This window comes from Limnochorda sp. L945t (genome assembly GCF_035593305.1).
Classification (GTDB): Bacteria; Bacillota; Limnochordia; order Limnochordales; family Geochordaceae; genus Carboxydichorda; species Carboxydichorda subterranea.
The window spans coordinates 3063179-3084573 of the sequence record NZ_CP141615.1 but is presented as its reverse complement, the minus strand read 5'-3'; the positions used below and the strand labels follow the sequence as shown (position 1 = coordinate 3084573).

The window sequence follows — 21395 nt, the reverse complement described above, 5'->3', positions numbered from 1 at the left end:
GTCAGGACACCTCCACCGCCCGCTGCAACAGCCACGCCGTCGCAACGAAAAACAGGATCTCGGCCACAGCGCACCCCAGTACCGGCCCGCTATCGACCACCAGGAAGTCCTTGAGCATCTGGACCCCCTGGGGCGTCACGTTGAACGCCGTGAAACGGAAGTCCGGCACCCAGGCGAACAGGTAGTGGCCGAGGCCTCCCATCCGCCACACCACCCACTGCTCGACGGCCAGCGCCGCGAGCAGCACCAGCAACTGCAGCCGGTTGGCCAACTGGCTCGCCACATAAGCAGCCTGGAAGTGCAGGATCGTCCCTACCCCGAGGATCCAGTAGACCGCCACGATCCCCAGCAGCACCTGGGTGGTGTAGCCGGAAGGGAGCTGGCTCAACCACGCGTCCACATCGGCGAATCGCGGCAGGGTCGCCGCGGCGATGCTCCACGTCCCGCCCAGCGCCAGCGCCGACTGCGCGGTAAAGCTCGTGGCAACCGCGGCCAGCTTGGATAGGGCGTGGATCCAGCCGGGCACGGGAGCGGAGAGCACGAAGTAGATGGTCCCGGAGTGCCATTCCGACCGGTACGACTGGATAGCGTCCCAGATGATCCAAAACGGGATGAAGGCCAGCGGGATGAAGGAGAGCCCGAGCGGCAAACCCGGCTCCCACGCCCTCACTCTGGTCAGCAAGTAACCGTCCCAGGCCGCTATCAGCACCGAGAACAGCGCCAGGGTGAACTTCAGCGACTCGAGATCCTTGCGATACAGTCGACGGAACGCCCGCCCGAGGGCGACGGCGTTGCCTTGCGCCGAGCGCGCGCTCATGCGTACACCTCTTCCATGATCGCCTGGATCGACTTGCCGTAGCGCTCGCGCAGCTCCTGCGCGTCTTCGTCGATTTTGACGGTGCCTCTCTCCAGGAAGACCACGCGATCAAACGTGCTTTCGGTTTCGGCCACCTCGTGAGTGGCGAGCACCACCACCTGCTCGTCGGTGCGGAACTGCCCGATGAGCGCCCGGATGATGCGCCCGCGCGAGGGCGGATCGATGCCGGACAGCGGCTCGTCCAGGAGCACGATGGGTGCGTTACGCGAGAGCGTCATGGCCAGCTTGAGCCGGGCCCGCATACCCCGGGAGAGGTTACGGACCGGGGTGCGGCGCTGCTGGTGCAGGTTGAGGAATTCGAGCAGCTCTGCTGCCCTGCGGGCATCCCAATCGCCCACGACGGACGCCTGCAGTTCCATGGCTTGCTGCACGGTCATCCACCGGTAGAGGTGGTCGATCTCCGGCTGAAAGGCCACCCAGCGCTTCGTCTCGAGGCCCGGCGAGCGCCCGCGGACCTTCACGCTCCCGCCGTCGGGATGCAGCAGCCCTGCCACCACCTTGAGGAACGTCGACTTCCCGCTCCCGTTGGGACCCACGAGGCCCACGATCTGGCCCGCACCCAGCCGAAGGTCGACGCCCCGCAGCGCCTCGACGCGCCCGTAGCGCTTCACGAGCGCGGTGGACTCGACCAGCCATTGCGTATCGTTCAAGTCGCGAGGCTCCCTTCCCGGTCGGCTACGTCTCCCCGATGCTTCACGCCCTGCGATCGCCCTCGGGCTCGGATTGCCGGAAAGCGGCACGCACCATCGACACGGCCTCCTCCTCGGCGAAGCCCAACCCGCGGATCTGCTTGACGAAGTGCGCCACCGCCTGTCGGGCCATCTCCGATCGCACCTGGCTCAACAGCGCGGGGTCGTCGCGGACGAAGGTCCCCTCCCCGCGCACCGTCTCCACCAAACCCAGCACCTCCATCTCACGAAACGCCCGCTGGACCGTGTTGGGGTTGACCCTCAGCATCTGGGCCAACTCCCGCTGCGACGGGATCCGGTCCCCCGGGAGCAGATCCCGGCGCGCCATTGCCCGCTTGACCTCGTCGATGATTTGCAGGTAGATGGGCCGCGGCGACTCCACGTCGATGCGCCAGTCGAGTGTAGCGATCGTCGATCTCCACCTCCGTCCCCCGGATCCGGACCCTTGCCCGTGGCCCCGGCACCAGGGCGAGCCACGCAGCCATGTTCCCTTTCCCGAGATGCCCCAGAGCCATAGTGCACTAGTATGATAGTGCACTACAGCACCAGAGCGCAAGAGGGGCGATCGACACCGTGACCGCACCGTGACCGCCGTCACGTGACCTCCTCGTGCCGCCTTTCGTGACGCCGGTCCATGGGCACGCCGCCCGCTCGCCCGTAGGCTCTGATCCGGAGGTGATCCCCATGGGAATGGTTCGGCGGTGGTTCGTGACGTTGGCTGCGTCGGTCGCGCTGGCTGCGCTGGGATGGAGCCTGACGTTCCCTGGTGGCGTCCTGGCGGGGGCTCCGGGCGATGCCTCGGCGGCCGGTTCGCCCGTGGCAGGACGGGAGACGATCGACGCCCTGCGGCAGCAGCTTCAGCGTGCCCGCGAACAGTTCCACCGGGGAGGCCCGCAGGCTGCTCCGGCGCTCGACGACCTGCGGGCGCTCGCCGATCGGCTGCACGAAGCAGCGCTCTCGGCCAGCTCCCGCGGCGACGCCGAGGGCGAAGGCGAGGCGCTCAGTGACGAAGCCATCGCCCTGTTGGAGCTGGTCAACGTCACCGAGGGCCAGGGGCCCAACGCCGAAGCTTATGCGCTCCTGGAAAGGGCAGAACGGGCGGCGCTCCGGGCGGTCGAGATCGCGCCTCGACAGTCCGAGGCGCACCGGCTCCTCGGCGAGGTCTCCATGCGGCTGCTCGCCTACCGGGGAAGCGCGGCCCTGTCCCTGGTCTCCCGCACCCAGCGAGAGCTCGAGATGGCCATCCGCCTCGATGCCGGCAACCCCGCCGCGTTCCTGGCGATGGCGCAGTTCGAGTGGGGTGCGCCGGCAGGACTGGGCGGCGGCCCGGCGCGGGGACTGCAGCTCGTCGAACAGGCTCTGAAGGTCGCGCGCACCGACCTCGACCGCTACCTCGCCTACGTGTGGCAGGGCAATCTCTTGCAGAAGATGGGCCGGTCCCAGGCCGCCCGGGAGGCCTACGCGAGGGCGCTCGCCATCTACCCCGATGGGGGCATGGCCCGGCAATTCCGGCAGGCGGCCGAAAAGGGGAATGCGGGATGAGCGGCCCGGTCGTCCGTCTCCAGGGTGTGACCAAGACCTACCGCAATGGTGCCGAGCCCGTCATGGCGCTGCGCGGCATCGACTTCGAGGTGCGAGAAGGCGACTTCGTGGTCATCCATGGCCCTTCCGGAAGCGGCAAGAGCACGCTCTTGCACATCATGGGCTGCCTCGACCGCCCCACCGCCGGAAGGGTGGAGGTGCAGGGCACCGACGTCGGCACGCTCGGGGCGCGCCGCCTGGCGGAGCTCAGGCGCAAGGACATCGGATTCGTCTTCCAGACATTCAACCTCCTGCCCGTGCTGTCGGCCTTCGAGAACGTCGAGTACCCACTCCTCCTCAACCGCTGGCCGCGACGCGAGCGCCGGCGCAGGGTGATGGAGGTGCTGGAGTCGGTCGGCATGGCCGGCCTGGGACACCGGCGCCCGGATCAGCTGTCGGGCGGGCAGAAGCAACGGGTGGCCATTGCCCGGGCCCTCGTGCACCGGCCCGGGATCGTGCTGGCGGACGAGCCCACCGCCAATTTGGACAGCGACAACGGCCAGGCCGTCCTCGAGCTGTTGAGCCAGCTCAACCGGAGCACCGGCGTGGCCGTCGTCGTGGTGACCCACGACCCGCTGGCCAATCCCTACGCGCGCCGGATGGTGCGGATGCGAGACGGGAAGCTCACGGAGGTGAACGGATAGCATGTGGCGGATCGCCGCGCGTAACGTCGCACGCAACCGGCGCCGTAGCGCCTTGAGCGGTCTCGTCATCGCCGCAGGTGTCGCCGCGCTCATGATCGCCAACGGATACAACCGGTTCACGTTCTGGGGTTTGAACGAGGTCGCCACTTCCCAGTACGGCCATCTGCAGATCGCACGGCCCGCCTACTGGGAAAACCGCGGCGAGCTCCGGGACCGCCTGCTGGACGGGCCCACGCTCGCGCGGCTGATCGAGGTCGTGCGGCAGTACCCCGGCGTCGAGTCGGCCCACCCCCTCCTTTCCGTCAGCGGGCTCGTCGGCAACGCCGCCAACAGCACGGTCTTCGTGGCCGAGGGCTCGCCGCCGGGCGCGGAGTTCGCTTCGGCGGGATCGGCCGTACGGGAGGGGCGGCGGCTCCTGGCGGGCGACAAGGAGCGCGTCTTGCTCGGGACGCAGCTCGCCCGGGCGCTCGGCGTCGAGCTCGGCGACTGGGTCACCGTCTTCACGAGCACGGTGGATGGTGCTTACAACGCGGGCAACGCTCAGGTGGTCGGCCTCATCCAGACGGGCATGGCCGAGGCGGACAGTCGCCTGGCGGTCGTGCCCCTCGAGGACGCACGCCGCCTCATGGGAACGGACGGCGCCGACCGGCTCGCCGTCCTGTTGAGCGGAGATCGGGGTAAGCAAGACGCGGAGGTCGAGCGGGCGGCCGCCGGCCTGCAAGCAGCGCTGCGGGCTGCCGGGCTCGACGTCGAGGTCCGCACGAGAGCCCAACTGGCCACCTTCATGCGGCAAGTGCGCGGCATGTACGACGCGATCTTCGGCTTCCTGTCGGTGGTGATCTTCGGCGTCGTGCTGGTCTCCGTGCTCGAAAGCCTGACACTCAGCTTCTTCGAGCGCATCCGGGAGATGGGAACGGTGCTGGCGCTCGGGACCGGGCGCGGGGCGCTGTTCTTCCAGATCCTCGCCGAGGGCGCCATCCTGGGAGCTCTGGGGGCCGCCGCAGGCGTCGCGCTGGGATGGGGGATAGGCGAGATGATCAATCACGCGCACCTGACCTACGTGCCTCCCACGATGAACGAGCCGGTACCCCTCGCCGTGCGCATGGGATGGGGCACCGCTGCTGCGCCGGCGGTGGTCGGCCTGGTGGCGGCGCTGCTTTCGGGCATCTATCCGGCCTGGGCCGCGACGCGGATCCAGGTGGTGGAGGCGCTGCGCCATGTATGAGCACTTCGAGCGGCGCACCGTCGTGCTGCGCCGGATGGCCGTCGCATCCCTCGTGACCCTCGTCGCGGTGGCAGCGGCAGGCACTGCGGCCCGAGCTACTCAGGGCAACGACACGGCCGGGACGGCGCTGCCGGTGGAGCAAGCCGCCGCTCTCCTGGAGCGGGCCGATGGCTACCGGGCCGAGGGGTTGGAGGAGGGAGTGTTCACCTTCCGGGTGACCCGGCACCAGCGGTCCGGTTCCGGAGAGCTGCTGCCCCCCCAGGGGCCTTCAGACGTGGCCGTGATCCGGGTCTTCTTCCGCTCCGCGGCGGCCGGTTCGCAGGGAAGCGAAGCCGGCCAGGCAGGGCAGCTGGTCATCTTCGACGAGCCGGCCGGCCTGCGCGGCCAGACTTTCCTCGTGGTCGGCTCCAACACCTGGATGTATCGTCCCGGCCTGCGCACCCCCCTGCGCATCTCCGCCCAGCAGCGAGTCTTTGGCGACGCAGGCGTCGGAGAGGCCGCCGGCATTCTCTTCAGCGGCGACTATACCGTCACAGAGGCTCGGGAGGAAACCCTCGACGGCTCTCCGTCGTGGCGGTTGGATCTCGAGGCCCGCAGCCGCTCGGCCCCGTACCGGCGCGCCACGGTCTGGATCGATCGCCAGCAGGGCCGGTACCGCCGGGCGATTCTCTACTCGGTCAGCGGCGTGCCCCTCAAACAGCTGGAGTACGAGCAGTGGGGCGAGGTCTCCGGCCGAAAGGCCCTCGTGCGCATGGCGGTCCGAGATCTCCTCCAGGAGGATCAGGGGACGGTGACCCTCATCGAGACGGTGGCCATCCGTGCCCGAACCATTCCGCCCCGCTACTTCCGGCCTGACTTCTTGAGCAGCGCTGCGCTGCTCCTGGGAGAGTGAGGCGCGATGGCAGCAGCTCGCCCACCCCGCCGGCAGTTCGTGCTACGCTTCGCCGCCTGCCTGGCGCTCGCGGTGGGCTGCCGCGCCGCCGAAGCCCCGGCGCAGGGTGCTCCTGTCCATCTCGAGGCCCGGCACCTGGTGGAGTCGACAGAGCCGAGGCCCGGCACGATCTGGCCGGGCCCGGTGGAGGAGCAGTGGCGACGCGCCCAGGGCGGGAGCGTGCTCCACGCCCGCACCGCGCTCTCCGTCGAGTGGACCGGGATCGTGGACTGGCCGGCCGGCGGGGCGGCCTCTTTGGAGGTAAGAGGCGAGTGGAGCGTGGGGCCCCAAGCAGAGGGCCCCGGCACCGTCCCGCAGGCCACGGCCACCCTCGACCGGGCCGTCGCGTCATGGATCGTACCCGGGGGCACGGTGCGGATCGGGCGCTTCATCCCCGAGTGGGGCACGGCCTTTCGCCGCAGGCCGTCCAACCCCCTCGAGGAGATGGGCGCCTCCCCCTTCGTGGCCGAGCTCATGCTGGCCGGTGAGAGCCCGCCCGTCACCACCAGCGTGGGCTATGCCTTCTGGGAGGCAACAGCGGTGCCCTGGATGCGCTGGTCCGCGGCCGGGGAGAGCGGAGACATGGCCCTCGCGCTCGGTCACCGCACCGGCCAGGGGCCGTGGATGGCCGCGAGCATTTCCCGGGAAATCGCGCCCGGCCTGCAGGGATATGCGGAGGGCGTCCTGGCTCGCCCATACCGGCCGATCCGGGTCGTCGCTCCGGCACCGGAAAACGGGTGGCAAGCCATCGGACCGGGCGCGTACGCGGACGGTGTCGCCCTGCGGTGGCTCGCGGGCCTCTGGTACCCTTCTCCGGGCGGATGGAACTGGGTCGCGGAGTACCGCATCGAGCCCGGGGGCCTGGATGATACAGAGGCGGCAATCTTCTGGGATGCAGCGGCGGGGCGGCTCCCGTCGTCCTCCGCTCTCGCCGCCGCGTCCAACTCGGGAGCCGCCCTTCGAACCCTCGGCCGGCTGGCGTCCGACGGCCTACCCCTGCGGCGCCGGTACCTGGACTTCAGCCTGGTCCGGGAAGACCCTCGAGCCACGTGGGCGCCGGCGCTCTCCGGGAGCGTCGACCTGGACGACGGCAGCTGGGTGGCGATCCCGGAGGTGAGCTTCCAGGGGTGGACAGGAGTCGAGCCGGCGCTCCGGATGCTGTTCTTCTCCGGATCGCAGCGCTCGGAGTTCGGAGCAGGCCCTGCCGCCTGGAGCGTACAGCTGGTCGTGCGTACCGTCCTCTAAGGACCATCCGCGTGGCCGGCCTGCCACCGGGCGCCCGGCAGCTGCCGGGCCGGAAGAGGGCCGGTCGCTTTCCAACAACGCCCGGATAGGGGATGAGGATTCCTATGACTTGCCGCCGAAGACTCCGGTACCCCCTTCAAGGGAGGCTGATCCGCATGCCATCGTTGCGCCGGCATCACGCTCCGGGGCACCCGGCGGAAGGGTGGACCCGGCTCGGAGCCCTTTTCTCGTTGTGGATCCTCGCCGTCGCGTCGCTCACCGTGTCGCCTTCGCCCGCGAGCGCCGCCGAGCCTTTCGTAGAGCCGCTGCTGGACCTCGGAGGTTACGTGGCCGGAGTCGAGGCGGGATGGGGCTCGCTACCGTACGGGGCCCGGCTCTCCGCAGGCGCCGGCTGGGGCTTTTTCACCCAACGGGCTCACTACCGGGTAGGGGTCGCCGTCCCCGTGGAGCCGGCAGCGGAAGTAGGGGTAGGGTATCTGGACTGGCCCGACGTGTACCTGCTCGGGCAGGCCCGCGAACAGGGCGCGGAGGTACAACTCGTATGGCGGCCCAACTGGCGTGACGTGGTGAGGGCGCGCCTTTTCCACGGGCTCGTGGGCAAAGAGGCCGCCCTCCTCGATCAGCGCGTGACCTATGGGTACCTGGCGCACCAGGCGCAAGTCGTCTACGCCTGGCCGCTGGCCGTCCAGACCGTGGCCAGCGCCACGTACGGCCAGACCCACGCGGAAGACGGCTCGACCGGCCGTTTCTACGCGCTCACGCTGGCCGTTCCGGTCTCCTACGGCCACCTGGACGTCATCCCCCGCCTCGGCTACTCGGTCGGCAGCGAGGCGCTCCCGGGCTACCAGTTCCACATGGGCGGCTACGAGGACGCGTGGCTGCGGGGCTACGGCCCGGAGGCGTTCTCGGGGCCGATCTTCCTCAACCTGACCCTGGAGTACCGGCGGGCGTGGCTGGCCCCGCTTCAGGTGCCCTTCCTGTCCGAGCTGCAGATGGGGCCATTCGTAGACGCCGGGGCCGTGGCCGGGCACGACACGCCCTGGAGCCGGCTCGACTGGCACGCCAGCTACGGCCTGACGGCCGCCTACCCCATCATGGGGGTGTTGATCGGTGCAGACCTGGCCTGGACCGAGGCGGGAGCTTCTCGCGTCGCCCTGCGGGCCAGCGGGCGGTTTTGAAGGCTGCGAAGCGGGGTGGGTGGAAACTTCCGGCATGAGACGAGCATGGCCACTCGGCTCCTCATCGTAGACGACCAGGCCCTCTTTCGGGAGGCGCTCAAGACACTCTGCGCCCTCCAGCCCGATCTCGACGTGGTAGGGGTCGCAGGAGACGGCCGGGAGGCCGTGCAGCTGGCCGACCGGCTTCGGCCGGACGTCGTGCTCATGGACGTCCGCATGCCGGTGATGGACGGAGTCGAAGCCACCCGCCTCGTCAAGGCCGCTCACCCCGAGGTGCACGTGGTCGTCTTGACCACGTACGACGACGACGAGTACGTGCGGGAGGCCCTGGCGGCCGGGGCCGCCGGGTACCTCCTGAAGGATTCCCCGCCTCCTGCGCTCTTCGCGGCCATCGCCGCGGTGCAGGCCGGGGGCACGTTCATCAGCCCGCCGGTGGCCGCCCGGCTGGTCGTGGCCGGCGGGCATCGTACCGCGACGTCGGAGGCGTCCAAACCGGCTCGGGCTCCCTACCGCCCCGCGGATAGCCCTCTGGACCTGACCGAGCGGGAGTGGGAGGTCCTCCAGCTCATCGCCGACGGGCTCTCTAACCGCGAGATCGCCCGCAGGCTCTTCCTGACCGAGGGCACCGTCAAAAACTACATCAGCGCCATCTACGCGAAGATCGGGACCAACGACCGGGTGCGGGCCGCCATCCTGGCTCGGGAGCTGCGAGCGGGTACGGGGGAGGCGGATGCCTCGTGAGCGCCTCGGAGCCGGCTCCCTACCGTCCGTCTCCCCGGGAGACCAGGATGTTTCACCTCCTGTCCGCCGGCACCATCGCCCTCGCCGGCGCCAACCTCTTGTTGCAGGTCGCCTACCTGCTGGGGGAGGGACAGCCGGGGATCGTGGTGGCGGCAGCGACCGCGGGGAATTTGGCCTACATCGCGCTGCATCTCGCCTCCTATCGGATTGCCGAGACCTCCCCGCTCGCCTTCGGCGTCATCGCACTGCAGGCTCTGAGCCTCGGTGCGCTGGTCCTGGTGCCGTCCCGGGCTTACTTCACCTACTTCCTCTTTCTGGCGGTCGAGGGCCAGACCATCCTCTACCTGCCGCAACGGGGATGGTGGTGGGCCTCGGCCATGATCTGGGCCGTCATCGCGGGGTCGCTGGCCGTGAACATCCCGATCCAGGCCGATCCCCAATCGTGGGTCGTCAACGTCCTCTCCTTGACCCTCGGCCTGCTCTTCACGGCCCTCGTCTCCTACCTGGCGCGCCTGCAGATGCAGCTGCGGGCCGAGATGGAGCAGAGCAACGAGCGCCTGCGCCAGTCCCACCAGGAGCTCGAAGAGGCCCATCGGCGGCTGCAGGCCTACGCGGCACAGGTGGAGGAGCTGGCCGCGATGCGCGAGCGCAACCGCCTCGCGCAGGAGATCCACGACACCCTTGCCCACACCCTGACGGGCCTCATCCTGCAGCTCGAGGTGGTCGCCTCCTTGCTCGAAGGGGACGGCTCGCAGACGGGCCCCGCCCTCGACGCCGTTCGCAAAGCGGTGGTCAGCGCTCGCGAAGGCCTGGCCGAGGTGCGCCGGGCGGTCCGTTCGCTGTACCCGGACCTCCTGCAGGGCGTGCCGCTGGCCGACAGCCTGCGCCGGCTCGCCTCGCAGTTTGCCGAACAGACCGGCATCGCCGTCCGCTGGAGAGAGACCGGCACGGCCGTGGCGCTCTCGAGGGGCGCAGCCAACGCCCTCTACCGGTCGCTCCAGGAGGCGCTCACCAATGCGGGGCGCCACGGCAGCGCCCGCCGGATCGACGTCGTGCTCGAATGGTCCCCCGAGGCGGTGCGGCTGAGCATCTACGACGACGGAGCCGGGGCCAAGGAGTTGACCCCCGGTTTCGGGCTGTCATCCATGCAGGAGCGGGTGGAAGCCCTCGGCGGCACCGTGCGCATCGACAACCGGCCGGGTGAGGGGTTCGGCGTTACCGTGACGGTGCCGGCGTCGCGGGCTTTGACCCTTACGGGTTGCACCGGATGAAAGTCGAGACGGATGCATGCCCGCCTCCGTGACGAGCGTCTCCAGGCCCTGCCGAATGCCCTGCCGAAGGCAACCCCGTCCTCATGGGCCGTGAAGGAGGGGTGGAGACGCATGGCGCAGAGCGAAGGGCGAGGAGCCGGCGTTTCGCGACGCGACCTGCTGGCGACCACGGGAGGATTTGCCGGGGGTTTCGTGCTGGGAGCACTGTTCGCGGGCAAAGGGCTGCCTCCGTCCCGGGCGGCCGCCGGCGACGTGCCGGAGTGGCCCTGGCCATACACCAAACTCGATCCCGACGCGGTGGCCGTCAAGGCGCACCAGGCCTTTTACGAGGGCGGCTGCCACTACGCGGTCGCGAAGGCCGTCTTGAGCGAGTTGCGGGAGAAGGTCGGATACCCGTACACCGTGCTGCCATATGACATGTTCCGCTACGGCGAGGGCGGCGTGGTCGGGTGGGGGTCGCTTTGCGGTGCGCTCAACGGAGCCGGCGTGGTCATCAACCTGGTCTCCGCCAAACCCGCCTACCAGCAACTTACCAACGAGGTCGTGGGATGGTACACCCAGGCCGAGATCCCGCACTACGTCCCACAAGGGAAGGAGCCCATGCCCACCAGCGTGGCAGGTTCCCCTCTGTGCCACGTCTCAGTCAGCAAGTGGGCCACGGCCTCCGGGATGGGCGCCGAGTCCAAGGAGCGGGCCGAGCGCTGTGCCCGGTTGTGCGCCGACGTGGCGCGGCGCACGGTCGAGCTGCTCAACAGCAAGCAGGATGGGACGTTCAAGGCGGCCTTCACGCCTGCCGCTGGGATCAAGGACTGCCTCAGCTGCCACGGCAAAGAGGATCTCAACAACGTCCGCGAGATCAAGATGAACTGCATCCAGTGCCACGAGCCTCACACGTGACGTGGCGACGGGTGGCCCTACGGCCGCCGCTGAACGCACCGCACATGATCGAACGAGGAAGGGTGGCCGGCAGGCTCGCCGGCTGGGACGGGCTTGCCGGCCCTTTCGATGCGGAAGGCCTCCCCCTCCGCCCGTGTGCCCGGGTATACTACTCCACCCGGAGCGGCGGCAAGAGGAGGCCGATACCATGGAGGGCAATCCGGCGGCGGCGCCTCGACCCAACCGTCTCGTCCACGAAGCCAGTCTCTATCTGCGCCAGCACGCCCACCAACCCGTGGACTGGTACCCCTGGGGAGAAGAGGCGCTGGAGCGCGCCCGCCGGGAAGACCGCCCCATCTTCCTCAGCGTCGGCTACAGCGCGTGCCACTGGTGCCACGTGATGGCCCACGAGTCGTTCGAGGATCCGGCCATCGCGGAGCTGCTCAACCGTCACTTCGTGTGCATCAAGGTCGACCGGGAAGAGCGGCCCGACGTGGACCAGGTGTACCAGGCGGTCTGCCAGCTCCTGACCGGCCAGGGGGGCTGGCCGCTGACCGTCTTTCTCACGCCCGACCTGCAGCCCTTCTATGCCGGCACTTACTTCCCTCCTGCTCCCCGCTACGGCCGGCCCGGGCTGCCTCAGGTGGCCGAGGCGTGTGCGAAGGCGTACCGGGAACGGCCGGACGAGCTTCGTCACCACGCCGGGCAGATCACCCGGGCTCTCGGCGAGCTGTTGCGCCCGCTTTCGATCCCTCCCCCGGAGCCGGGACGAGCCGGTGAGGAGGCGGAGCCGGCCGCCGGCTCCATCCCCCGGGCGGTCGACCGGGTGCTGCAACAGGCCGACGGCCTGGCGGGCGGCTTCGGGCGCTTGCCCAAGTTTCCGCAGGCCTCGACCCTGGAACTGTTGCTGCGGGCCGCGTGGCGCTTCGGCCACGCGCGGGCCATGACGCAGCTGGCGCTGACGCTCCGCCGCATGGCCCAGGGCGGCCTGTTCGACCAGGTCGGCGGGGGATTCCACCGGTACAGCGTCGACCGCTGGTGGAAGGTGCCCCACTTCGAGAAGATGCTGTACGACAACGCCCTGCTGGTTCCCCTCTATGCCCGGGTAGGGCAGTGGCGGTCCCCGGAGCTGACGGCCGTCGCTCATCAGACGCTCGACTGGATGCTCAGGGAGATGCAGGTGGAAGGCGGGGGGTTCGCCGCGTCGCTCGACGCCGACTCCCCCGGCGAGGACGGGCGGCCTGGAGAGGGCTACTACTACCGGTGGAGGCCGGTCGACCTCGAGGCGGCGCTCCCGGATCGGGAGCAGCGCGTCGAGGCGGCGCAGGCTCTCGATATCCTGTCGGGCGACGAAGCCGCCGACGCGCGGCTGGCCCTCGCCCTCGAGCAACTGGCCGGCGACGCCCCGCCCGGATGGCTCGAGGAGGCTCCCACGGTCCCCGGCCGCCTCCCCCGGTTGCCCGAGGCCGGCGAGGAGCGAACAGGCGGCCTGACGCCCGAAGCGCGGTCGGCCATGGCGAACCACCGGGCCGCGCGCCGGGCGCGCCCCGGCAGAGACGAGAAGGTCCTCCTCGGATGGCACGCCCTGGCGATATCGGCGCTCACCTGGGGCTACCGGACGGCGGGCGAGCCCCAACAGGCCCGGCGTTATCTGAAGGCGGCCCTCGACGGATGGGACTTCGTGACCGAGCGCCTGACTCATCCGGCGCTGGGATTGTTGCATGCTCCCGCCACCCCGGACGGGCGCGCCGTGCCGGCGTTTTGCGACGATTACGCCTTTGCGGCGCTGGCGGCGCTCGACCTGTTCGCCTGCACGCTCGACCGCCGGTACCTGGAGTGGGCGGAGCGCCGAGCCGAGGAGGCGTTCCGGCAGTTCCACGAGGACGGCGCCTACTTCCTGAGCGGCACGCACCACGCCTCGCCGATCGGGCGTTCTCAGGACGTCTGGGACCAGGCGACCCCGTCACCCAACGCGGCCATGGCGGCGGTGCATGCCCGCCTCGCCGCTCTCCTGGACGACCCCCGGCACCTGGAGCGGGGACGCCACGTCGTCGAGGCGGCCTGGCCCCTCATGCGACAGCACGTTTCGGGCACGGCCGCGCTGTGGTGTGCACTCGACCGGTTGGACGGCGGTACCTCCACCCTGACCGCCATGACGGCCTCGGTGGCTGCTGCGCGCGAGGGGCTGGCAGGCGCTCTGCGCCTTCCTCACCCGTCCCTGGAACTCCGCTGGGAGGCGGCACAAGGCGACGGCGCGTACGTCCTGTGCACGGGGACCCGGTGCGAACGGCCCGAGGCCAACCTAAAGACCCTGCTGGCCAGGCTGCGACCGGCGCTTGCGTGAAACTCGGCCGCGCCCCTGCGGCCCCTCACCCCCGGACAGCGTCGGCTCCCCAAACGGCCACGGTTGACGGCGGCACGCCCAGCGCCTCCAACAGTTCGTGGCGCAGCTCCTGGGAGCGGCGCGCCTCGAGAGGCTCCCCGGGCCGCTCCCGGACGCGCCGCTCCGCGATGACCCGTGCAGGTCGCGGGCTCAGGACGTACACGCGGTCGGCCAGGGCCACGGCCTCTTCCACGTCGTGGGTGATCAGGAGAACGGAGACCCCGAGCCTGGCCCGCACGTGCAGCAGCCACGCCCACATGCGCCGGCGCGTCAGCGCGTCCAGCGCTCCGAACGGTTCGTCCAGCAAGAGGGGCCCCTCCCCGGCGAGCACGGTCCGCAGCAGGCTGGCCCGTTGTCGCATGCCACCGGACAGCAAAGCCGGATAGACGTGCTCGAAGCCGCTCAGCCCAAACAAGGGTAGCATGGCCAGGGCTCGGGCTCGGGCTGCCGCAAGGTTGCGACGTTGTACCTCGGGGCCCATCAGGCAGTTGCCCAGCACGGTCCGCCAGGGCATGAGCAGGTCCTGCTGGGGCATGAGGCGCACCAGGCCCGTACGCCCCGTGATATCCGACCCCGACAGACGGATGTGGCCTGCGTCGGGCGCCTCGACCCCGGCGACGATGTGCAGCAGGGTGCTCTTGCCGCATCCGCTGGGGCCGATGAGCGCCACCAGCTCGTTCGGCCGCACGGACAGGCTGACGCCCTCCAGCACCCCGACCTCGTCACCCGAGGGCATCCGAAAACGCTTGGAGATGCCTTCGACTACGAGCGTTGCGCGGGAGGTCTGTGCGCCGGGCGACATGGCGGAGAGGGGCGTCTCCGTCCCGTTGCCCGGGCCGTCGCCCTCGGCAGCCGCGACGAGGGCCGTGGCAGCAGGACGGCGCCGGCGGGGGGCCGCCCGGCCGTAGTGCCACGGCATGGCGAACCGGGCCAGCCCCTCCACCGCCAGGAAGAGCGCGGCACTCAAGGCGCTCACGCCGACCACGGCCGCGAAGAGCCGGTCGGTCTGAAAGGCCCGCGCCGACCGCGACATGAAGACCCCGAGCCCCTCGCTCGCGCCCATCCACTCGGAGACCACGGCCGCGATGAGCGCGTAGGTGATGGAGACCTTGACCCCCGTGAAGAAGGACGGGAGCGCCGAGGGCACCCGCACTTTCCAGAAGAGCTGCCACCCCCCTCCGCCCATCGACCGCACCAAGCGCAGCATCTCGGGAACCGCCGATTGCAGGCCGTCGGCCACGGCCACGGCAATCGGGAAAAAGCCGGTGAACGCGACCAGCACCACCTTGGGCAGGATGCCGTACCCCAGCCAGATGGTGAGCAAGGGCGCCACCACGATGACCGGCAGGCTCTGGGTGCCGACCAGCAGGGGGTAGAGCGCCCGGCGGGCCAGCGGAGTCGCATGGACCACCGCGCCGAAAAGGGCGCCGGCCCACAGCGCGAGGGCCGTCCCGGCCGCCGCCTCGACCAGGGTGGGCGCGGCGTGAGCCAGCAGGAGGACGCGGCTCTCCCAGAGGGCCCGGGCCACCCGGGAAGGCGCCGGCAAGACCCACGGGCTCACCTCGCCGAGGCGGACGGCGGCCTCCCAGAGGCCCACCAATGCCAGGAGCGCGAGTACGGCCGGGCCGTGGTCCAACGAAACCGCCACCCGGCCCGGGTGGCGGTCCTGCAGGTGCTGTTGCACGACATCGCTTCTCCCTGCGCTGGCATTACCCAGATCAGGTGCAGCGGGTCGGCAGCATTGCGGGCTGCCCTCTCAGCCGGGCTCCACCCAGCTCCCCGGGTCCTTGACCGGTGGCGCTCGCCGCAACCCAGGACGGCCTGCACAACGCGACGCCACCAACGTTTTGATACCCGGCACGGGCAGACGCCGTCAAGGGTGGCCAGCGCCGAAATGCTCCCACCCGGCCACGGTGAGGGGAACTTCCTGGCCACCGTCGAGCACCAGATGCCGCCCCGCCTCCCGGGGCACGATCTCTCCGATGACGGTCAGGGGGGTACCGGTCGCGTCGTGCACCGCCCGCTGCAACGCTTCCGCTCGACCGGGGCGGGCCGTGAGCGCGAGCTCGTAGTCGTCGCCGCCGCCAAGCACCCACTCCAGCGGATCGACGCCCAGGCTGCGGGCCAGCCGGCCCATCCCCTCGTCGACCGGCAAGGACCGAGCCAGCAGGCGCAGGCCCACGCCGCTCTCGTCGCAAATGTGGCCCAGGTCGGCCGCGAGCCCATCGCTCACGTCGATCATCGCCGTGACTCCCCCCACGTCGCCCATGGCGCGAGCCTCCCGGATGCGGGGCACGGGGAGCTGGTAGGCGTCCACGAGCCTCCGGCGCTCCTCGTCCGCCAGGCCGGGGGCGGGCTGCTTCAGCAGCGCCAGGCCCGCCCGGGCCATCCCGGGAGACCCGGTCACGAGCACGAGATCCCCCGGTCTCGCGCCGGCTCGGCGCACGATCCGGTCGCGCTCCACCTCGCCCAGGAGGGTGAGATCGAGCGCGAGCTGGCCGGCCCGCGCGACGTTACCCCCCACCACGTCTGCCCCGAAGAGGGCCGCCTCGTGGGCGATCCCGTCGTAGGCCGCCTCCATCCACTCCACGGCCGTGTCGGGCGGGAGCAGGAGCGACACGAGGAAGTGGGTGGGCCGTCCCCCGGCCGCCGCGATGTCGCTCAGGTTGACCGCCGCCGCCTTGCGGCCGACCCGTTCTGGGGGCGTGACGCCGGGCAGGAAGTGCACTCCCTCCACCTGTGCGTCGCAGGTCATGAGCAGGTAGCGGTCGGCGCGGACTTCCACGGCCGCGACGTCGTCGCCGATCCCCACGACCACGTCCCGGCGAGCAGGCCCGAGCCTGGCGGCAAGCCGCCGGATCAGCGCAAACTCTCCCAGGCCGGAGACCGGATGGCTCATCACGGGGTCCCCCTCGTCTCATTGGCAGCCTCGTCCGTGCTCCCACGCCCATGATGCACGCTCTTGCCCCGCGCGTTAAGCCGTGAACCTGAGCCCGCCGATTCGTGACCCCACCAGTGACTGCGGTCACTGGTGGAGTCCCGGCGTCTGGGATTAATTGAGAAGCAGAGGTGAGGCGCTCGCGGCAGGATCGGTTCTTGGCGCTGGCGTACCCGGCGAGAGCAACGGTGTGGGGAAACGGGTCAGCCTTGAATGGACGAAGGAGGCAACGCATCACGATGGGTAAGCGTGTCGACCTTTTCCGCGTGCTGGCGGTGGCGCTCATCGCCGTCGTCGCGTCGTCGGGCATCGTTGCGGCCGCCCCGTTCGCCGGGGGCGGGTTTACGGCCACCTACCAGACCCTGTCCGTACCGGAGCTCAACCAAGCGCTGAAGGCGGCAGGGCTACCCGAAGTCGGCAATGCCATGTGGCTGCTCGGCGGTGGCGGCTATGGCCCGCTGGTCGGGGCCGACGGCTTCACCATAGGGGGGTTCGGCGCCGGCGGCCACGTCGAGGCGAAAGCAAGCAATGGCCGCACCCGCTGGTTCGACCTGGGCTACGGCGGCCCACGGGTGGGCTACCAGCGACCGATTGCCGGTCCGGTATCGCTGGACGCCGGCCTCGGGCTGGCGTTCGGGGGTGCGACCCTGACGGTACTCGAGCCAGAGTCGGGGAAGTTCGACCTGAGTACGCCGAACCAAACGACTTACACGCGGTTCATCCTCGGCATCGTACCCGATGTGTCCGTGTCCCTCAAGATCACGCCGTTCCTGCACCTGCAGGCCGGGGCGGCTTACTTCTGGGACACACGGGCCGGTAAGGGCTGGACGACCATGCGGGGGACGGACCCGCTCAGCGGCGCGCCCGGCGATGCCCTGAGCGGTGTCCAGTATCGGCTGGCGCTGGTCTTCGGCCCTGAGTGGTCGAGGGTCCGGGACGGCGATTCCGGCAGGTGACCCTGGAGGGCGGAGCTCGCAGGGCCCCCGGGTCGAGTGACGCGAGGCCTGCCGTCGAGACGACGCGAAGGCCGTGTCGCCTCCGGGTCGGGGTGAGGGGCCGGGGCGCTTTGCAGCGCCCCGGCTCGCTTCGTGCAGGGAGCCGTGCGCAAGGAGCCAATACTGCGAGCGCAGGGGGAGTGGTTCGACCGGTGGCGCGCAGGACCCGGACCTCCAGCTTCGGGGTCTCCAAGCGGGAGAGCCATGACGCCTCGGGCTTCTACTCGCGCACCCTGTATGCCAACGGCCTGCCTGCGCTGAGCCTCGCGCCCGCCCCTGAGCCGGCGGCCCCTCCGGAGCCGGCAGCCGCCTCTTTCCAGCCCCCATCGGCCGCCCGTTCCGTGCCCTGGACGCCGCCGGAGCAGTGGGCGGACCGCATCTACTGCCACACGTCCGAGGCGATGGACCACGTGCCGGACGGAAGCGTGGGCCTCGCCTTCACTTCGCCCCCGTACAACGACGGCAAGGAGTACGACGCGGACGTCGACCTGCGTGCGTACCTCGCTCTCATCGGCCGGGTCGCCGCCGAAGTGTACCGCGTGCTCAAGCCGGGCGGGCGCTACGTGGTCAACGTGGCCAACCTGGGGCGCAAACCCTACGTGCCCATGCACGCGTATTTCTACGCCGTTCACTCCGCCGCCGGCTTCTTGCCGGCCGGGGAGATCATCTGGCGCAAGGGCAAGAGCATGAGCGGCAGCTGCGCGTGGGGCAGCTGGCGTTCGGCGCGGGCTCCGCGGCTGCGAGACGTCCACGAGTATCTGCTGGTGTTCGCCAAAGGGGAGTTTCGCCGGCCCGATGCCGGGGAGTCGGACATCCCGGCGGAGGAGTTCCTCGAAGCCACGATCTCCGTGTGGGACATCCCGCCCGAGTCGGCGCGCAGGGTCGGCCACCCGGCCCCGTTCCCGGTGGCGCTGGCGGAGCGGGTCATTCGCCTTTACTCCTACGTGGGCGACGTGGTGCTCGACCCGTTTTGCGGCTCGGGCTCTACGTGCGTCGCGGCCCGCCTTGCGGGGCGACATTACGTGGGCTACGACATCGTCCCCGAATACTGCGAACTGGCCCGCCACCGGCTGGCGGCCCTCCCCTCGCCGCCCCGGCCCAGCTAGGTCTCCCTGGTACTCCGTTCCCGGGACCCGTGTCCCATCCCCTGCATAGACTGCTGCCGTACTAGCCCGGTACCGGAGCGTGCGGCGCGCCGCGGCCTTCAGCCTCATTGCCGAAGAGGGGGCCGCATGGATGGGAAGACTGCTCTTCCTGGCGCTGGTCGGCCTGATCGCCCAGCTCGTGGACGGCTCCATGGGCATGGCGTACGGAGTCTCTTCCGCGAGCCTGCTGACGCTGGCGGGTATCGCTCCCGCCGTGGTGTCGGCGACGGTGCACGTGGCCGAGCTGGTCACGACCGCCCTGTCGGGGCTCGCCCACTGGCGGGTCGGCAACGTCCGATGGCGCCTGGTGGGCGCCATCGCCCTCCCGGGGATGGTGGGCGCGTTCTTGGGGGCGACGGCGCTTTCCCACGTACCGGGTCACCTGGCCCGGCCGTACGTCTCCGTGTTGCTGCTGTCGCTCGGTGCTTACATCCTGGTGCGCTGCGTGCGAGACGCCCGGGGGCAGGGTCCGGGCCAAGCCTCCCTGCCCGCCGCCGGCGGGAGCCGGCCCGGAGCGCGTCCCGGTCGCCCGTGGTTGCTCGCCCTCATCGGCGGGGTCGCCGGCTTTGCCGACGCGGTGGGAGGGGGCGGCTGGGGGCCCGTCGCCACCCCGCTGCTGCTGGCCCGTAAGGAGGCCGCTCCCCGGCAGGTCATCGGTTCGGTCGACACGGCGGAGTTTCTGGTGACGGCGGCTGCCTCGGCAGGTTTTCTCGCCGCAAGGGGAACGCAGGCCGTCCAGCCGGCCTGGGTGCTCGCCCTGATGGCAGGCGGAGCGGTCGCGGCCCCTCTGGCGGCCTACATCGTGAGCCGGATGCCCCAGCGCCTGCTGGCCGCGGCCGTGGGCGGCATGGTGGTGCTGGTCAACCTGCCCGTCGTACTGCAGGCTGCGGGCCTTCCCGAACGGCTTCGCCCGCTGGTGGTCGTGCCCGCGGGGCTCTTGGGGGTGGCGAGCCTCCTGCTGGCCCTCGGCTCCCGCCCGCGCCGCCCCGTGCGGGCCCTTCCCGCCCGTCCTGCCCAGCCTCCTCAGGCCTGGCAGCAGCCCCCGGCCGAGCGGGTGGTATGGGAGCGGAGCGGGCGCTGAGGGCGGCCGCCCGCCCCGGGGATCCTCCCTTGGAGGCCGGTACGCCGCCGGGGGCCGGGCCCATTTGACGGCCGGTCCCCGGAAGCGTACCATCGCCTTTGTGATGACGAGCGACTCCGCTTGCGGGCCCGTTCTTCGTTTCGATCGACTGGTGTGCGAGCCGGCCAGGGGCTTGCGCCGCATCGTCGCCTCCGGGACGGTCCCCGAAGGGGGCGCGCTGGTGCTGCGTGGCCCGTCCGGTGCGGGCAAGTCGACCCTGCTGCGGGCCCTTGCCCGCCTGGTGCCCATCGTCTCCGGCCGGGTGTGGCTGGCCGGGCGGGACATGGGGGAGTTCTCTCCCCCGCTCTGGCGCCGGCTCGTGCACTACCTGGCCCAGCGCCCCGTGGTCTTCGACGGCAGCGCGCTCGACAACGTCCTGGTGCCGTACCGGCTGCGGATCTTCAAGGACCTCCCGCCCCCCGGTCGGGACCGGGTCGTCGAGGCCATGACCCGGCTGGGCCTGAGCGACCCTGCCCAGGACGCCCGCACCCTGTCGGGTGGGGAACTGGCCCGGGTGGCCCTGCTCCGGGCCGTCTTCGCCGGCCCGTCCGTGCTCTTGCTCGACGAACCGACCGCAGCCCTCGACGCCGATACCCGCCGCACGGTGCTGCAGTTCCTCGGGACATGGGTGAAGGCCCGGCCAGGCCGAGGTCTCGTGCTGGTTTCCCACGTGGAGGAAGACGGCGGAGCCTTTTCTCCCGTGACCGCGGTCGACCTCCACCACAACGGGACGGGGGCGGCCCCGTGAACACCGGCGTCATCCCCATCAGCGACGCGCAGCTCGCCCTCTCGGTGGTGCTGGTGCTCCTGGCCGGCGGCGTATCGGCGGCGCTGCAGCTCGGCTTGCTGCGCCCGCTCCTCGTGGGCACGCTGCGCACGTTCGTCCAGCTCATGCTCATCGGCTACGTGCTGGCCTTCATCTTCGAGTCCAACCGCCCCTGGCTCCTCTTCCTGGTCGCCGTGGCCATGACCGCCGTGGCAACCCAGGCGGCCACCGCGCGCACGAGGGACGTCGCGCGCTACCCGAGGGAGCTGGCCTTTGCGGCGCTTTTCGCCAGCTCGGTGCTCGTAGGGGGCATCGTGGTCGGGCTCATCATCCGCCCGGAGCCCTGGTACTCCGCCCGCGTTGCCATCCCCATCTTCGGGATGATCCTGGGCAACTCCATGAACGGCGTCGCCCTGGCACTCCAGCGCCTCTACGGCTCCACCCGGGCGAGGCTTGCGGAAGTCGAGGAACTGCTCGCTTTCGGCGCGACCCCGTGGGAAGCCGTGCGGGAGTCCGTCAAAGAGGCCGTGCGCACCGGCATGACCCCCACCATCAACTCGATGATGGTGGTGGGCCTGGTGAGCCTGCCGGGGATGATGACCGGCCAGATCCTCGGGGGTGCCGACCCCCGTCAGGCGGTGCGGTACCAGATCGTCGTGATGCTCATGATCTCGGCCGCCGTCGCCCTGGGCTGCCTGGTGCTGGTGCTCTCCGCCTACCGGCGCCTGTTCACGGCCGACGGGGCCCTCGACCCGGAGCTGCAGCGCAGCCGCTCGGACCGGCCGTAGGG

General features: G+C 70.6%; 20 protein-coding genes and 1 riboswitch. Of the genes, 15 read left to right on the top strand and 5 right to left on the bottom strand.

Annotated elements, in window-relative coordinates:
- Position 1: 1 nt before the first annotated feature.
- Genes U7230_RS14300 through U7230_RS14290 form a run of 3 tightly spaced genes read right to left on the bottom strand, consistent with a single transcriptional unit; the run spans position 2 to position 1948 of the window.
- Positions 2 to 817, bottom strand: coding sequence for a hypothetical protein (locus U7230_RS14300; protein WP_324716505.1), 816 nt, complete (start codon positions 815 to 817; stop codon positions 2 to 4).
- Positions 814 to 1527: an ABC transporter ATP-binding protein gene (locus U7230_RS14295; protein WP_324716504.1), complete on the bottom strand. Its 714-nt coding sequence runs from the start codon at positions 1525 to 1527 to the stop codon at positions 814 to 816. Before U7230_RS14295 ends, U7230_RS14300 begins: the two co-directional genes overlap by 4 nt.
- A 43-nt stretch (positions 1528 to 1570) precedes the next feature.
- The gene (locus tag U7230_RS14290) at positions 1571 to 1948 is read right to left on the bottom strand and encodes a GntR family transcriptional regulator (RefSeq protein ID WP_324716503.1); all 378 of its coding nucleotides are present in this window, start codon (positions 1946 to 1948) and stop codon (positions 1571 to 1573) included.
- A gap of 302 nt (positions 1949 to 2250) precedes the next feature.
- On the opposite strand from U7230_RS14290, the gene U7230_RS14285 reads away from it, so the two are divergent.
- From U7230_RS14285 to U7230_RS14240, 10 genes are all read left to right on the top strand, one after another.
- Positions 2251 to 3108 carry a tetratricopeptide repeat protein gene (locus U7230_RS14285; protein WP_324716502.1) on the top strand — a complete coding sequence of 286 codons (858 nt, stop codon included), beginning with the start codon at positions 2251 to 2253 and terminating at the stop codon, positions 3106 to 3108.
- Positions 3105 to 3791, top strand: a complete 687-nt coding sequence (locus tag U7230_RS14280; RefSeq protein ID WP_324716501.1) for an ABC transporter ATP-binding protein — start codon at positions 3105 to 3107, stop codon at positions 3789 to 3791. The genes U7230_RS14285 and U7230_RS14280 overlap by 4 nt, the downstream gene beginning before the upstream one ends.
- A 1-nt stretch (position 3792) precedes the next feature.
- Positions 3793 to 5016: an FtsX-like permease family protein gene (locus U7230_RS14275; RefSeq protein WP_324716500.1), complete on the top strand. Its 1224-nt coding sequence runs from the start codon at positions 3793 to 3795 to the stop codon at positions 5014 to 5016.
- On the top strand, positions 5009 to 5908 hold the full coding sequence (locus U7230_RS14270) for an outer membrane lipoprotein-sorting protein (protein WP_324716499.1): 900 nt from the start codon (positions 5009 to 5011) through the stop codon (positions 5906 to 5908). The genes U7230_RS14275 and U7230_RS14270 overlap by 8 nt, the downstream gene beginning before the upstream one ends.
- Before the next feature lie 6 nt (positions 5909 to 5914).
- Positions 5915 to 7192 carry a hypothetical protein gene (locus U7230_RS14265; RefSeq protein WP_324716498.1) on the top strand — a complete coding sequence of 426 codons (1278 nt, stop codon included), beginning with the start codon at positions 5915 to 5917 and terminating at the stop codon, positions 7190 to 7192.
- A 155-nt stretch (positions 7193 to 7347) separates the two neighbouring features.
- On the top strand, positions 7348 to 8370 hold the full coding sequence (locus U7230_RS14260) for a hypothetical protein (RefSeq protein WP_324716497.1): 1023 nt from the start codon (positions 7348 to 7350) through the stop codon (positions 8368 to 8370).
- A gap of 45 nt (positions 8371 to 8415) precedes the next feature.
- Positions 8416 to 9111, top strand: coding sequence for a response regulator transcription factor (locus U7230_RS14255; RefSeq protein WP_324716496.1), 696 nt, complete (start codon positions 8416 to 8418; stop codon positions 9109 to 9111).
- A complete protein-coding gene (locus tag U7230_RS14250; protein ID WP_324716495.1) occupies positions 9108 to 10382 on the top strand; it encodes a sensor histidine kinase in 1275 nt (424 codons plus the stop codon). The genes U7230_RS14255 and U7230_RS14250 overlap by 4 nt, the downstream gene beginning before the upstream one ends.
- A 111-nt stretch (positions 10383 to 10493) precedes the next feature.
- Positions 10494 to 11279, top strand: coding sequence for a C-GCAxxG-C-C family protein (locus U7230_RS14245; RefSeq protein WP_324716494.1), 786 nt, complete (start codon positions 10494 to 10496; stop codon positions 11277 to 11279).
- A 187-nt stretch (positions 11280 to 11466) separates the two neighbouring features.
- A complete protein-coding gene (locus U7230_RS14240; protein WP_324716493.1) occupies positions 11467 to 13602 on the top strand; it encodes a thioredoxin domain-containing protein in 2136 nt (711 codons plus the stop codon).
- A 25-nt stretch (positions 13603 to 13627) separates the two neighbouring features.
- Here U7230_RS14240 and U7230_RS14235 read toward each other — a convergent pair whose 3' ends face one another.
- Positions 13628 to 15325, bottom strand: coding sequence for an ATP-binding cassette domain-containing protein (locus U7230_RS14235; RefSeq protein ID WP_324716492.1), 1698 nt, complete (start codon positions 15323 to 15325; stop codon positions 13628 to 13630).
- Positions 15320 to 15433: riboswitch (TPP riboswitch) on the bottom strand. Its footprint overlaps the gene before it by 6 nt.
- Positions 15434 to 15514: 81 nt before the next feature.
- A complete protein-coding gene (thiL, locus tag U7230_RS14230) occupies positions 15515 to 16540 on the bottom strand; it encodes a thiamine-phosphate kinase (protein ID WP_324718257.1) in 1026 nt (341 codons plus the stop codon).
- Between the two features lie 278 nt (positions 16541 to 16818).
- Here thiL and U7230_RS14225 point away from each other — a divergent pair, with 278 nt between their 5' ends.
- The 5 genes from U7230_RS14225 (at position 16819) to U7230_RS14205 (ending at position 21393) form a co-directional block, all read left to right on the top strand.
- Positions 16819 to 17535 carry a hypothetical protein gene (locus U7230_RS14225; RefSeq protein WP_324716491.1) on the top strand — a complete coding sequence of 239 codons (717 nt, stop codon included), beginning with the start codon at positions 16819 to 16821 and terminating at the stop codon, positions 17533 to 17535.
- A gap of 191 nt (positions 17536 to 17726) precedes the next feature.
- Entirely contained in the window at positions 17727 to 18680 is a 954-nt protein-coding gene (locus tag U7230_RS14220; protein WP_324716490.1) for a DNA-methyltransferase, read from the top strand.
- 130 nt (positions 18681 to 18810) lie between these two features.
- A complete protein-coding gene (locus U7230_RS14215) occupies positions 18811 to 19800 on the top strand; it encodes a sulfite exporter TauE/SafE family protein (RefSeq protein ID WP_324716489.1) in 990 nt (329 codons plus the stop codon).
- A 103-nt stretch (positions 19801 to 19903) separates the two neighbouring features.
- Positions 19904 to 20587: an ABC transporter ATP-binding protein gene (locus U7230_RS14210; RefSeq protein WP_324718256.1), complete on the top strand. Its 684-nt coding sequence runs from the start codon at positions 19904 to 19906 to the stop codon at positions 20585 to 20587.
- On the top strand, positions 20584 to 21393 hold the full coding sequence (locus U7230_RS14205) for an ABC transporter permease (protein ID WP_324716488.1): 810 nt from the start codon (positions 20584 to 20586) through the stop codon (positions 21391 to 21393). The genes U7230_RS14210 and U7230_RS14205 overlap by 4 nt, the downstream gene beginning before the upstream one ends.
- Positions 21394 to 21395 lie beyond the last annotated feature (2 nt).

What these genes read in the sequence shown, in the direction of transcription:
- U7230_RS14300 (WP_324716505.1), bottom strand. Translation starts at nt 817, where the DNA reads ATGAGCGCGCGCTCGGCGCAAGGCAACGCCGTCGCCCTCGGGCGGGCG.
- U7230_RS14285 (WP_324716502.1), top strand. Translation starts at nt 2,251, where the DNA reads ATGGGAATGGTTCGGCGGTGGTTCGTGACGTTGGCTGCGTCGGTCGCG.
- U7230_RS14280 (WP_324716501.1), top strand. Translation starts at nt 3,105, where the DNA reads ATGAGCGGCCCGGTCGTCCGTCTCCAGGGTGTGACCAAGACCTACCGC.
- U7230_RS14275 (WP_324716500.1), top strand. Translation starts at nt 3,793, where the DNA reads ATGTGGCGGATCGCCGCGCGTAACGTCGCACGCAACCGGCGCCGTAGC.
- U7230_RS14270 (WP_324716499.1), top strand. Translation starts at nt 5,009, where the DNA reads ATGTATGAGCACTTCGAGCGGCGCACCGTCGTGCTGCGCCGGATGGCC.
- U7230_RS14265 (WP_324716498.1), top strand. Translation starts at nt 5,915, where the DNA reads ATGGCAGCAGCTCGCCCACCCCGCCGGCAGTTCGTGCTACGCTTCGCC.
- U7230_RS14260 (WP_324716497.1), top strand. Translation starts at nt 7,348, where the DNA reads ATGCCATCGTTGCGCCGGCATCACGCTCCGGGGCACCCGGCGGAAGGG.
- U7230_RS14255 (WP_324716496.1), top strand. Translation starts at nt 8,416, where the DNA reads ATGGCCACTCGGCTCCTCATCGTAGACGACCAGGCCCTCTTTCGGGAG.
- U7230_RS14245 (WP_324716494.1), top strand. Translation starts at nt 10,494, where the DNA reads ATGGCGCAGAGCGAAGGGCGAGGAGCCGGCGTTTCGCGACGCGACCTG.
- U7230_RS14240 (WP_324716493.1), top strand. Translation starts at nt 11,467, where the DNA reads ATGGAGGGCAATCCGGCGGCGGCGCCTCGACCCAACCGTCTCGTCCAC.
- thiL (WP_324718257.1), bottom strand. Translation starts at nt 16,540, where the DNA reads ATGAGCCATCCGGTCTCCGGCCTGGGAGAGTTTGCGCTGATCCGGCGG.
- U7230_RS14225 (WP_324716491.1), top strand. Translation starts at nt 16,819, where the DNA reads ATGGGTAAGCGTGTCGACCTTTTCCGCGTGCTGGCGGTGGCGCTCATC.
- U7230_RS14215 (WP_324716489.1), top strand. Translation starts at nt 18,811, where the DNA reads ATGGGAAGACTGCTCTTCCTGGCGCTGGTCGGCCTGATCGCCCAGCTC.
- U7230_RS14210 (WP_324718256.1), top strand. Translation starts at nt 19,904, where the DNA reads ATGACGAGCGACTCCGCTTGCGGGCCCGTTCTTCGTTTCGATCGACTG.